This window comes from Bradyrhizobium sp. AUGA SZCCT0169 (assembly GCF_018130085.1).
Classification (GTDB): Bacteria; Pseudomonadota; Alphaproteobacteria; order Rhizobiales; family Xanthobacteraceae; genus Bradyrhizobium.
This window is the reverse complement of sequence record NZ_JAFCMC010000042.1, coordinates 14,042-26,238: the sequence shown is the minus strand read 5'-3', so window position 1 is coordinate 26,238 and position 12,197 is coordinate 14,042. Positions and strand designations below refer to the sequence as shown.

At 63.6% G+C, this 12,197-nt stretch carries 12 protein-coding genes; 7 read left to right on the top strand and 5 right to left on the bottom strand.

Annotated features, from left to right (window positions below; all coding sequences use genetic code 11):
• The first annotated feature begins 19 nt into the window (after positions 1–19).
• From JQ609_RS30410 to JQ609_RS35935, 3 genes are read left to right on the top strand one after another with little or no spacing between them, the layout of a single operon-like run.
• Positions 20–694, top strand: a complete 675-nt coding sequence (locus JQ609_RS30410) for a Crp/Fnr family transcriptional regulator (RefSeq protein ID WP_192735671.1) — start codon at positions 20–22, stop codon at positions 692–694.
• A gap of 43 nt (positions 695–737) precedes the next feature.
• Positions 738–1,022 carry a hypothetical protein gene (locus tag JQ609_RS30405; protein WP_212214789.1) on the top strand — a complete coding sequence of 95 codons (285 nt, stop codon included), beginning with the start codon at positions 738–740 and terminating at the stop codon, positions 1,020–1,022.
• Entirely contained in the window at positions 968–1,246 is a 279-nt protein-coding gene (locus JQ609_RS35935) for a type II toxin-antitoxin system RelE/ParE family toxin (protein ID WP_212276421.1), read from the top strand. The genes JQ609_RS30405 and JQ609_RS35935 overlap by 55 nt, the downstream gene beginning before the upstream one ends.
• Positions 1,247–1,277: 31 nt before the next feature.
• Here JQ609_RS35935 and JQ609_RS30395 read toward each other — a convergent pair whose 3' ends face one another.
• The 4 genes from JQ609_RS30395 to JQ609_RS30380 form a co-directional block, all read right to left on the bottom strand.
• Entirely contained in the window at positions 1,278–4,445 is a 3,168-nt protein-coding gene (locus JQ609_RS30395; protein ID WP_212214791.1) for an efflux RND transporter permease subunit, read from the bottom strand.
• Entirely contained in the window at positions 4,446–5,375 is a 930-nt protein-coding gene (locus JQ609_RS30390; RefSeq protein WP_212276403.1) for an efflux RND transporter periplasmic adaptor subunit, read from the bottom strand. It abuts the gene before it with no gap.
• Between the two features lie 157 nt (positions 5,376–5,532).
• Positions 5,533–6,204 (bottom strand): OmpA family protein, encoded by a 672-nt coding sequence (locus tag JQ609_RS30385; RefSeq protein WP_212214797.1) that lies wholly within the window; start codon positions 6,202–6,204, stop codon positions 5,533–5,535.
• A 137-nt stretch (positions 6,205–6,341) separates the two neighbouring features.
• Complete coding sequence (locus JQ609_RS30380) at positions 6,342–7,889, bottom strand: caspase family protein (protein ID WP_212214799.1); 1,548 nt, start codon at positions 7,887–7,889, stop codon at positions 6,342–6,344.
• A gap of 427 nt (positions 7,890–8,316) precedes the next feature.
• On the opposite strand from JQ609_RS30380, the gene JQ609_RS30375 reads away from it, so the two are divergent.
• Positions 8,317–9,123: an N-acyl homoserine lactonase family protein gene (locus JQ609_RS30375; protein ID WP_212276402.1), complete on the top strand. Its 807-nt coding sequence runs from the start codon at positions 8,317–8,319 to the stop codon at positions 9,121–9,123.
• A 30-nt stretch (positions 9,124–9,153) separates the two neighbouring features.
• Positions 9,154–9,498, top strand: a complete 345-nt coding sequence (locus JQ609_RS30370) for a RidA family protein (protein WP_212276401.1) — start codon at positions 9,154–9,156, stop codon at positions 9,496–9,498.
• A gap of 143 nt (positions 9,499–9,641) precedes the next feature.
• On the opposite strand, the gene JQ609_RS30365 is transcribed toward JQ609_RS30370, so the two are convergent.
• The gene (locus JQ609_RS30365; RefSeq protein ID WP_249128582.1) at positions 9,642–10,079 is read right to left on the bottom strand and encodes a MarR family winged helix-turn-helix transcriptional regulator; all 438 of its coding nucleotides are present in this window, start codon (positions 10,077–10,079) and stop codon (positions 9,642–9,644) included.
• Between the two features lie 257 nt (positions 10,080–10,336).
• Between JQ609_RS30365 and JQ609_RS30360 the strand changes: the two genes are divergently transcribed.
• Together JQ609_RS30360 and JQ609_RS30355 are read left to right on the top strand one after the other, a co-directional pair.
• Positions 10,337–11,962: an FAD-dependent oxidoreductase gene (locus JQ609_RS30360; protein WP_212276399.1), complete on the top strand. Its 1,626-nt coding sequence runs from the start codon at positions 10,337–10,339 to the stop codon at positions 11,960–11,962.
• Entirely contained in the window at positions 11,959–12,186 is a 228-nt protein-coding gene (locus JQ609_RS30355) for a DUF2783 domain-containing protein (RefSeq protein ID WP_212214810.1), read from the top strand. Before JQ609_RS30360 ends, JQ609_RS30355 begins: the two co-directional genes overlap by 4 nt.
• Positions 12,187–12,197: the final 11 nt, after the last annotated feature.

The following is a 12,197-nucleotide window of genomic DNA, read 5'->3' as shown; positions in this document are numbered from 1 at the left end:
CGAACTGGAAGGCAAACCAATGAGCAAACAGGCCGAATTTGCGGTCATTTTGAAGATGAACCCGATGTTCGCGGACCTTGGCGCCGACGAGCTGCAGCGAATCTCCGGACTCTGCCACACCCAGCAACTGGGGCTCGGCGAGATGCTGTTCCAGAAGGGGGATCCCGGCGACGCCCTTTACGGGGTCCGCCGCGGCCAGATCCGGATCGAGACCGGCGCCTCCGACGGCAGCCGCCTGACCCTGAACTTCATGGGTTCGGGCGATCTCTTCGGCGAAGTCGCCGTGCTCGACGGCCAAAGCCGTACCGCGGACGCCACCGCCGGCGAGGCGACGGAACTGTTCGTGCTCCGGCGTGAGGATTTCCTCGCCTTCCTCGAACGTGAGCCGAAAGTCGCCATCAAGATCATCACGCTGCTGTGCCAGCGCATCCGCTGGCAGAGCGAGCGGATGGAAGAATCCATGCTGCAGCCGCTGCCGGTGCGGCTGGCGCGAAGGCTGGTGGCGCTGGCCGCCGATTTCGGATCGGAAGTGCATATTTCGCAGGAGCAGCTCGGCGTGTTCGTCGGCGCCGCGCGCGAAAGCGTCAACCGTCAACTCCAGGCCTGGCGCAAGGACGGCATTCTGGATCTGCAGCGCGGACGCATCCTGCTGCAGAACCTGAACAAGCTGACGACGGTGGCGCGCAACGAGTAGCGGCCTGGTCGTCAGATCTCGCCAGCCATGCTATAATCGGCAGATGAACAGAATACTCCAAGAAGTGATCGAGCACGCTGCGACTTGGCCTGAAGAGGACCAGAAGGAGCTTGCCGAATACGCCCGGGAGATCGAGGCGCGCCGTACGGGCATCTACACAATGTCAGACGACGAGCGCACGGCGGTCCGGAAAGGTTTGGCCGAAGCTGATCGTGGAGAATTCGTGTCGGATGAGCTCATTGCGCACGCCGACAAGCGCCACAAGGGACGAGGATACGCTACACGCCCGGTGCGTTCGCCGATCGAGAGCGAATACTTGAATATTTAAGAGAGCGATCTGCCGGCGGCGGCAGGAATGTGGCAACAAGCATTCGTGAGGCGGTGGCGCAGCTCAAAGACCACCCACACATCGGATATCAGACGGACAACCCCGATGTTCGGGTCATCTTTGTTGCTCGCTATCCCTACAAGATTTTCTATCGGGTGCGAGATGCTGTCGAGATTTTACATATTCGACACACTTCGCGAAAGGCATGGAAAGCCGACAAATAGTGGGGCGCATGGCGTGATTAGGCGTGCTCCCTCACTTCGCCGCGGGCGACATCACCGGCGGGACCGGCGGCGGTCCCTTGGCTGGAGGCGGTGCGGTGTGATGGCCGCCCGGCGGAACATCGTCGCTCTCGGCTTCCGAGGCCAGCAGTAGCTTGCCGTAGCGCCAGGCCAGCGCGCCGAGATCGTCCATCATCATGAACATCGCCGGCACGAACACCAACGACAGCAACGTCGAGAATATCAGGCCGCCGATCACGGCGAGCGCCATCGGCGAACGGAACTCGCCGCCGGCGCCGAATGCCAGCGCTGACGGCATCATGCCGGCCGCCATCGCGATGGTGGTCATGATGATGGGACGGGCGCGCTTGATGCCGGCGTCGATGATCGCAAAATCGCGCTTGTTGCCTTCGCGGATCGACTCGACCGCGAACTCCACCAGCATGATGGCGTTCTTGGTGACGATGCCCATCAGCATCAGGATGCCGATCCACACCGGTGTGGTCAGCTGCTTGCCGGTCAGCAGCAAGGCTGCGATCGCGCCGCCGATCGAAAGCGGCAGCGAGAACAGGATGGTGATCGGCTGCAGGAAGGTGCCGAACAACAGCACCAGCACGGCGTAGACCATCATCAGGCCGGCGGTGATGGCGGTGGCAAAGCCGTCCGACAATTCGGCCAGGCTTTCGGCGTCACCCGACGGGCTGACCTTGACGCCCTTCGGCAGGCTCTTCATCACGGGCAGGTCGTAGATCATCTTGGTAGCGTCGCCCAGCGCCGCGGTGCCGACGAGGTCGGCTGCGACGGTGGCCTGCCGTTCCCGGTCGTAACGGTTGATGCTGGTCGGGCCCTGGTCGAGCTGGATGTCGGCGACGACAGACAGCGGCACGCCGCCGCGCTCGCCGCGCTGGCCGAGCGGCACCCGCAATTGCTGCAGCATCTGCAGGTCGCCGCGCGCGCTGTCCTCGAGCTGGACGCGGATCGGCACCTGGCGGTCGCCGGCGTCGAACTTGGCGAGCGCCGGGCCGACGTCGCCGATGGTGGCGACACGGATGGTTTGCGACAGGCTTTCGGTGGAGACGCCAAGCCGTGCCGCCAGTTCGGCCCTTGGGCGAATCCGAAGCTCCGGCCGGTCGAGCGAGGTTTCCGAGATCACGTTGGCGATGATCGGAATTCGCTTCATCTGGGTCGCGAGTTCGTTGGCGACGTTGCCGACGATGTTGCTGTCGATGCCGGTCACGACGAGCGAAATGGCACGCAGGCCGTTTTCATCAAGGAACCAGAACCGGATGTCCGGGACGTTTTCCAGTTCCTTGCTGATATCGAGCTCGAGCAGGCGCTGGGTGTGTTTGCTGTCGCGGTCTTTCTTCGGCGTGTAGTTGATGATCAGCGCGGCGCGCCGCACTTCCTGCGTTCCCGGCGGCACCCGGCCGCCATCGACGAATATGCTCTTGATCTCGGGACGCTTGCGCAGGCGCTGGACGATTTCCTCCGTCACCTTCTCGGTGTAGGCGAGTTGCGAGCCTGGCGGCAGCTCCATCGCCAGCAGCGAGCGCGCGGTGTCCTGCGCCGGCAGGAAGCCCTGCGGCAGCAGCGTGATGCTCCAGATCGAGGCGGCGAATATCGCAAGTCCGGCCAGCACGGTGATGAAGTAGTGTTTCACCGACCATGTCACGAGCCTGGTGTAACCCTTCAGCAAGCGCCCGGGCGGCGGGTCCTCATGCGGGTGATCCTTGAGGAAGTAGGCCGCCAGCACCGGCGTGACGAAGCGCGCCGCCAGCAGCGAGAAGAACACCTGCACCGATACGGTGATGCCGAATTGCTTGAAGAACTGCCCGGCGATCCCGGACATGAAGCTCGCCGGCGCGAAGATCGCGATGATGGTCAGCGAGATCGCGATCACGGCGAGGCCGATTTCGTCGGCGGCTTCCAACGCCGCGCGGTAGGGCGTCTTGCCCATGCGCATGTGGCGGACGATGTTTTCGATTTCGACGATGGCGTCGTCGACCAGAATACCCGTCGACAGCGTGATGGCGAGGAAGCTGACGAGGTTGAGCGAGAAGCCGAGCAGATCCATCACCCAGAACGCCGGGAAGATCGACAGCGGCAGCGAGATCGCGGCGATGATCGTGGCGCGGATATCGCGCAGGAACAATAGCACGACGATGACGGCGAGAATAGCGCCTTCGAACAGGGTCGAGATCGCCGCCTCGTAATTGCCCTTGGTGAAATCGACCGACGTATCGATCATCTTCAGGTCGACGTCGGGATAGGCCGCCTTCAGCGCATCGATGCGTTTTTGCACGGCGGCAGCGACCACCACGTCGCTGGCGCCCTTCGAACGCTTGATGCCGAGGGCGACCACCGGCTCGCCGTTGAAGCGGGCAAAGGTCCGGCGATCGGCGATGGTGTCGGTGACGGTGCCGAGATCGTCGAGCCGCACTTCGCCGCCGCCGAACAGCGGGATCATGGTGCCGGCGAGTTCGTTCAGCGTCTTGGCGCCGGCGAGCGTGCGGATCGCCTGGTCGTTGTTGCCGATACCGGCGCGGCCGCCGGCGAGGTCGACATTGGTGCCGCGCAGGATCTGGCTGACATTGACGGCGGTCAGCCCCGAGGCCTGCAACCGGTCGGGATCGAGCGAGACCAGAATCTCGCGCTCGACACCGCCGATGCGCTCGACCTGGGCGACGCCGCGGACGCCTTGCAGCGCGCGTTTGACGACGTCGTCGACGAAATAGGAGAGCTGCTCCGGCGTCTTGCCCGGAGAGATCGCGGCATAGGTGACGATCGGCAGGCCGATCACGTCGACGCGCTGGATCAGCGGTTCGGTGACGTTTTGCGGCAGACTGGCGCGAACGCGGGTGACGGCGTCCTTGATGTCGTTCAGCGCGCGGTCGGTGTTGGTTTCGAGCGCGAACTGGATCGTGGTCAGCGACAGGCCGTCGGTGATCGACGAGGAAATGTGCCGCACGCCCTCGACGCCGGATACGCCGTCCTCGATCGTCTTGGTGACCTGAGATTCAAGCTCCGAGGGCGCCGCGCCGAACTGCGAGACCGCCACCGAGATCACGGGGATGTCGGCGCTCGGCAGCCGCGTGACCGCGAGCTTGGTGAAGCTGACCCATCCCAACACCAGAAGAATGATTGAAAAGACGATGGACGGAAGCGGGTTCCGGATCGACCATGCCGAGATGTTCAAAGCCATTTATCGTGTCCGCGTGCGCTCGAGTTCGTCGGCAAACATGGTCTTGATCTGGTCGCCGTCATGCAGCGAGGTTCCAGCGTCGGCCACGACGGTTTCACCGACGGCGAGGCCTTCAAGAATTTCCGTAGAGGTGTCTGATGTCAGTCCGACCCGGACTTTTCGCGTCTCGATCCTGTTGTTTTCCTTGACCACCTGCAGGGTCAGGCGGTCGATGGCGGTACGCGGCACCGCGACGCCACAGCTGCGCTTGGCGTCGATATTGGCGCGGGCGAACATGCCGACCTTGAGCGAGGGATTGTTGTTCAGCGAAATCCTGACCTTGCCGAGCTGGGTGGCGCGGTCGATCTGCGGCGAGATCTGCCGGATCTTGCCGACCAGATCGGGCGCGTCGTCGCGGCTGATCCGCACCGTGGCGCCGGGATTGAGCTTGAGCAGATGGACGCTCGGCACTTCGGCCTCCAGCTCGATCTCGTTGTTGACGGAAATCCGGAACATCGGTCCGGCCTGCGGCGAGGCCGGCGCGCCGACGGCGGTCCTGACTTCGGTAACGAGGCCTGGGCCAGGCGTGCGCAGCGATATCGGTCCGCTCCTGCCGCCGCCAGGAGCGCCCGGCTGCTGCGGCGGCGCGGTCAGGCGTGCCAATTCCTGATTGTCCGTCACCATGTCGCCTTCGCGGACGAAGACATCGGTGACCCTGGAGCCTTCCTGATCGACGCCGACCTGCGCTTCGCGGCGCGGCACGATAAATCCGGTGACCCGCACCATGTCGGAGAAGCAGGCGTTGGTGGATTTGGTCACGATCACCAGCGCCTGGCTGGGCGCCTCCTTGGGCTCGGGACGGGAGCGGTGCTCGAACCAGTAGTAGAAGCTACCTACAACGACAACGAACGCTACTCCGAGCGCAGGTTTGAGGTATTCGGAGAGTTTCATCGCCGGATCAGTCCAGACTGGAAGTCAAATGAAGCGGGGTGCATCCGGTTCACCGAAAAATCACAATGAACCCAAAACAAAATGCGTCCCGCAAGGGTGCTGCGGGACGCATTGTAGCCGGAAAATCTAGGTCAACGCCACGCCCTACTTGAACAGGCTATTTGGACGCAGTGGCCTTGTTCTCCATGTTCACAACCTGCACGCGGCGATTGGCTTCGGCCATCGGCTGGTTCGGGTCCTTCAGCTTGCTCTTGCCGTAACCGACGGTCACCAGATCGGTGCCGTTGATGCCGTATTTGTCGACCAGATAGCGCTTGATCGCGTCGGCGCGCCGCTCGGAAAGGTCCTGGTTGTAGCCTTCGCCGCCGGCTGCGTCGGTATGACCGGCGACCACGAAGGTCGAGCCTTTCAGGTCCGAATTGGACAATGCGCGGCCGAGCGCCTGAACCGATGCCAGCGATCTGGGGCTGATATCGGCCGAGTTGTAGTCGAAGTTGATTTCCAGATCGATCTTGGGCTTGTCCTTGACGATCGCGGCGATCTCTTCACGCTCGGTGAACGTCAGCGACCGCGTCGAGCGGCCGCGGATCTTCTGGACGAACTGCCCTTCGGCGGCGACTGCGGCCTGATCAACCTGCTGCGGACCGACCGACAGGCCGCGGGTCAGCGGCTTTTTCTCCGGCGCCAGCGCGCGGAGGATCTGATCCTCGGTCACGTTCTTGGCCTTCTCCTCGGCAACCGCGCTGGCCATGCCAAAGCAGAGGGCGGCGCCGAGCGTCGCGATCGAAAGGATTCCGGTCAGGGTCTTTGTTCCAGAGCTCTGTGACATTACCAGTCCCTCCTGCGCGTGGTTCCAAAACGTGATTCAAATGAGCTGCCGGGACCAATCCGGTCGCGGCCTATTACGGTTAGTCTAGCCGCCCGCCTGCCGGTTCGAGGGGGCCGCCACTTAGCGTCAAATAATCGTCACTGTACCCCGTAATCGGCGAATTCCTTAACGATATTCGGATCCATCGCCTTGGCGTTGCTAATATCCAGATCGCCTTCCGGGATCGAGCCGTTGCGCTTCTTGGCAACGCCGCGTCCGTACAGAGACGAGGTCAATCTCGGGTTGATCTTCAGCGCGGCGTCGAAGTCGGCAATTGCATTCTTGGTCTGTCCGCTCTTGAGGTTGACCAGGCCGCGGCTGTCCAGCGCATCGACGAAATTCGGCCGCAGCCGCAGCGCCTCGTTGCAGTCCTTCAGCGCGGCCTGCAGGTCGCCGATGACCGTGCGGGCCCAACAGCGGTTGTTGTAGGCTTCCACATCCTTCGGGTTGAGCCGGAGCGAATTGTTGAAATCCTTGATCGCGAGTTCGTAAGCGCCCTTGCTGGCATAGACCTGGCCCCGCCGGTACAGCGCGGCCCCATCGTCGGGGTTGTCGTTGAGCCTGGCGGTGAGGCTCTTGATGGTCGGATCATCGGCGAGCGCCGCGATCGCCGTGTTACTCTCGGTCGGCTTGGCCGGCGGAGCCGGCGGCGGGATCGTGACTTCGACCTGTTTTGGCGGCTGCGGCGGAGCGGGGGGCTGCGGCGGTGCAGGCTGGGGCGGTGCGGGCGGCGCAACGGCCACCTGGGCTCCGGCGGGCGGCGGTGCCGGAGCAGGCGCCGGTGTCGGAGCGGGAGGAGGCGACGGAGCGGCGGCGACCGGCGGCGGGGATGGGGCGGCGGCAACCGGAGGCGGGGCCGGCGGGGGCGGACTCGAAGTCTTCGGCCCTGCGCCACCACCCGGGATGAAGGAGAAATCCTCGGCCAGCGACGACGAAATCCACGGCACCTGTTCCTGGCGCGAGGCGCGCGTGACGCCGACCCGGGTGCGATTCAAGGTTTCCTCGGCCATCAAATCGGGGGTGCGGATTTCCTTGAGCAGTTCCCGCACGAACAGGCTGCGATCGCTGCCATTATCCGAAATGACCGACGAAAGGGCCGCCGAATACATCACCAGAGAGCCGTTCGGCGCAATGACCGGCGCAAGTCCGGCGGAAAAACTGCGGAACCGGCGCTCGAAAGGATTGCGCCGGGAGGCGTCGACCAGGGCGATCTTGACGCCGGCGCCGCGGCTGTTGATCTCGCCCAGCACCATCTCGAGGCTGAAGCCGTCGCGGCGAACGTCGGCCTCGGCCCAGATCTGCGCGTCGACCGGGATCATGTAGCTCTGGCGGTTCGCCTGGATGCCGAAACCCGAGAAGAAGATCAGGGCGACCGAGCCGGGCTTGATCTTTCCATACAGGCGCTCGAAGGCCCGGCGCATGCCGTCGCCGGTGAGGTTTTCGCCGATATCGACGTTGAAGCCGTCGCGCTTGAGTTCTTCGGCGACATCGCGCGCGTCGTTGATCGGCTCTTTCAGCGGCGCTTCGGCGTCCGGATATTTCGAATTGCCGATCACCAGCGCAAAGCGCTCGCCGGCCCCGAACGACGGGGCGATCGACGCCACCGAAAAAATCACTGTGAGCAGCAATGCAAGGCGGATTTTCATTATCACCGCAGTCCAGCCAAAAAAGCGCCGATCCGAGCTTGCGCCGCGGCGACCATACTCCACGCAAACCGCATTATCAAACGAGCCCCGCAGGCCGTCAACCACTTGCGAAGGCGACGTTAATTGCGACAATTCACCGCGACGAACCCGCGACGAACCCTTGGGGATTCCTTGGGGATTGAAGCGGAATAAATCCCGTTCGTCGTGAAATTGCGGTGCGTGATCATCCGGTGGTTGCGTGAATCCTTCCCAGGTGCCAGCCGTGGCCCTGGTGCCCGGCCAGCCACCGGCGGTGTAACCGGGGCTCACATTGGGCGCCCGCCCCTGTCATGTGATGGTTGTTCGCACTGCCGGTTTGACCTTTGCGGATGACGATGGCTTGTTGTGGACGTCGGCCAAAACTCAAACCTCAAGAAAAGTGACACCGATGGGAAATGCCTACGAAATCTACGCACTGCGCTATGCGACGATGTCGCCGCGCACCCCTCATCTGAATTTCCTGATACCGGATCCGCACGACACCACGGCGCAGGACCTCGATTACTTCGTCTGGCTGATCCGCGGCCACGGCCGCGAGATCCTGGTCGATACCGGTTTCAACGCCGAGGAAGCCAAGGCGCGGTCGCGCAAGCTCAACCTCAATCCGGTCGACGCGCTGGAAGCGTTTGGCGTCAAGGCCGACAGTATCAAGGACGTCGTCGTCACCCATCTGCATTACGATCACGCCGGCAATCTCGACCGCTTCCCCGGCGCCCGATTCCATCTGCAGGATCGCGAGATGAGCTACGCGACCGGGCGCTGCATGTGCAACGGCCTGATCAGGCATCCATTCTCCGTCGAGCACGTCACGCTCATGGTGCGCCATGTCTATGGTGAGCGCGTCACGTTCCATAATGGTGATGGCGAGATCGCGCCCGGCGTCACCGTGCATCGCGTCGGCGGCCATTCCGATGGTTTACAGGTGGTGCGGGTCGAGACCGCGCGCGGGCCGGTGGTGCTGGCCTCGGATGCCGCGCATTACTACGCCAACCTGCAGAAGCGCAGCCCGTTTCCGATCGTCTACAATGTCGGCGACATGGTGCAAGGCTGGGAGATCGTTGAAAAGCTGGCCGGCCACCCCGACCGCTTCATTCCCGGCCATGATCCGATCGTGAGCGAAATATATCCGCGCGCCAGCGACAAGGTCGATGCGTTTGCCTTGCACCTGCCGCCGTCGCGTTCGTTCGTGAAGTAGGAGCACATGCGTAATGCAACGGAATCAGCCATGATCGAGCGCTTTCCCGGCCTCACGCCAACCCGCAGCCGCGCCGTCGTTCACGATGATCTGGTGCTCACTGTGGCGGTCGCGCCGGATCCTGTCACGCCCTCGATGTACGAGCAGAGCGTCAAGGCGCTCGCCCGCATCGACGAGAGTCTTGCTATGTGCGGCTCGGACAAGAGCAAAATCCTGTCGGCGATCGTCTACATCGCCGACATGAATCGCAAAAGCGAGATGAACCGCGCCTGGGACGAATGGGTCGACAAGGCGAACCCGCCGATGCGCGCCTGCCTCGGCGTCGAGCTCGAGCCGCCGCATATCGTGGAAATCGTGGTGACGGCGGTGAAGTGACGCCATCGGCGTCATTCCCCGATGCGCAATTGCGCATCTGAGGGCGCGCGTAGCGCGAGCCCGGAAACCATCAAGCGGCATGTTACGTGGGTGAATGGATTCCGGGCTGCGCCAAGTGGCGCATCCCGGAATGACGGCGTGAACTAATACGCTTCCTTCGCATCCGCCTCGGCGCTGTCTTGCACAAGATCGAGGCTTGCCTCGATCTTGCCGAGCAGCGCGGCCAGCGCCTTTCGCTCCGGCGCGGAGAGGCACGACAATATCTCCTGCTCCCGGCGCAGCAGGCGCGGGATCAGCTCCTCGTACAGCGCCTTGCCTTTTCCGGTCATGCGCAGGCGGAATTCGCGGCGGTCGTCGGCGTTCTCGACGCGCTCGATCATCTGCCGTTTCATCAGCGTGGTGACCGCGCGGCTGATGGTCGATTTATGGGTGCGGGTGCAATGGGCGATGTATTGCGCGCTGCAGGGCTCAACGCGGAAACCCAGCGTCGCCAGCACGCGCCATTCCGGAATGTCGAGCCCATACCGCGCCTGATATTCGGCCGAGAGCGCCGAGGAGACTTCCGCCGCCAGCCGGTTCAGCCGGAAGGGTACGAATTTGAAGAGATCGAGACGGCCGCCGTTTTTTGCGGCTTTCGATGGCGTTCCATCCTTATCCCCGTCTTTGCGCGCGCCGCTGTCGGGCGCGGATCGGGATCGGGCGCTGTTCTCGCTGGACGACGCGTTGGCCAAAATCGCTCCAATTTGAGTTGACGCCGGGGGCGCCAGCGGGTTTAAGATAGTTGCAGATGCGACTAATTTAGCAAGTCCGCGCACCCTTGGCCAGAGTAAACCTTCCGATGGTCCAGACCAAAACCCAGTTCGGCTACCGCAGGCACCCCGACCAGGATCGGGCGGGCACTGATGTGGCCGAACATCCCGTCGTCGTGGTCGGCGCCGGGCCGGTCGGGCTGTCGCTGGCGATCGATCTGGCGCAGCGCGGCCAATCCGTGGTGCTGCTCGATGATGCCGACCGGATCGGCGAGGGCTCGCGCGCGATCTGCTTCTCCAAGCGTTCGCTGGAATTCTGGGACCGGCTCGGCGTCGGCCAGCGCATGGTCGACAAGGGCGTGGTCTGGAGCGTTGGCAAGATTTTTCACGGCGCCTCGCAGCTCTACCAGTTCAACCTGCTGCCGGAGGAGGGCCACAAGCGGCCCGCTTTTATCAACCTGCAGCAGTTCTATGCCGAGGCCTATCTGGTCGATCGGGTCCAGGAGCTTTCCGGCATCGACCTGCGCTGGCGCAACAAGGTGACCGGCCTCGAACAGCGCAACGACCATGTGCTGCTGACGATCGAAACGCCTGACGGACCGTATCGGCTGCATGCCGGCTTCGTCGTCGCCTGCGACGGCGCCCGCTCGTCGTTGCGACAGATGGTGGGCGCAGAATTCGCCGGGCAGGTGTTTGAAGATCAATTCCTGATCGCCGACGTCAAGATGACGGCGACGTTCCCGACCGAGCGCTGGTTCTGGTTCGATCCGCCGTTCCACGCTGGACGCTCCGCGTTGTTGCACAGGCAGCCGGACGACATCTGGCGCATCGACCTGCAGCTGCATCCCGATGCTGATCCTGTCGTCGAGAAGCGCCCGGAAAATGTACGGCCGCGGATCGCGCGCATGCTCGGGCATGACAAGTTCGATTTCGAATGGATCTCGCTGTACAAATTCCAGTGCCGCCGGATGGACAAATTTCTCCATGGCCGCGTGATCTTTGCCGGCGATGCCGCCCATCAGGTCTCTCCGTTCGGCGCCCGCGGCGCCAATTCGGGGCTGGAAGACGCCGAGAACATCGCCTGGAAACTTGATCGCGTCCTGCGCGGCACTTCGCCGGAAGCGCTGCTCGAGAGTTACCACACCGAGCGCAGCGCGGCGGCGGACGAAAACATCCGCGAGTCCACGCGCTCGACCGATTTCATGGCGCCGGTGTCGCAGCAGGAGGCGCGGCTGCGCAAGGCGGTGCTGTCGCTGGCCAAGGAAACCGAATTCGGCAAGCGCATGGTCAATGGCGGACGGCTGTCGGTGCCTTCCACCTATGACACGCCGCTCTCGACCGCCGATCGCGATACGTGGCGCGGTGGCCCGCGGCCCGGCGCGTCGATGCCGGATGCGCCGATTGCGGCAGCGAGCGGCCAGCCGATGTTTCTGACCGAAGCCTTCGTTGGCAAGGGAGCGCAGTTCACATTGCTGGAATTTGGCAACGGTGCCGCGATCGATGCGCCCGAAGGCGTCGAAACCATTCGCATCGGCGGCGACGGCGGCCTTGCCGACACCAGGGGCCTTGCGGGTACGCGCTACGACGCCGAGGCCGGCACGGCCTATCTGCTGCGGCCCGACGGTTATGTCGCGGCGCGCTTCCGGCATCCGACCCGGCCGGCGCTCGATGCGGCGTTGGCGCGTGCGGCGGGTCTCAATCGAGGACTGTCATGACGCTGTCCACCAGTTCGAATTTCGCAAAGCCCGACGACGCCTTCCGCGCCATCGTCGAGGCGCATCGCGGGTTGAGCGAGGCGCAAAGCGCCGATCTCGACGCCGCGCTGGTTCTGGTGCTCGCCAACCATATCGGCGACATCGCGGTGCTGAACGAAGCCATCGCGCTCGCCAAGCGGCGGATGCTCGATGCCGGCCAGCAGCAACAGCAACAACAACAATAGCCGAACTAACG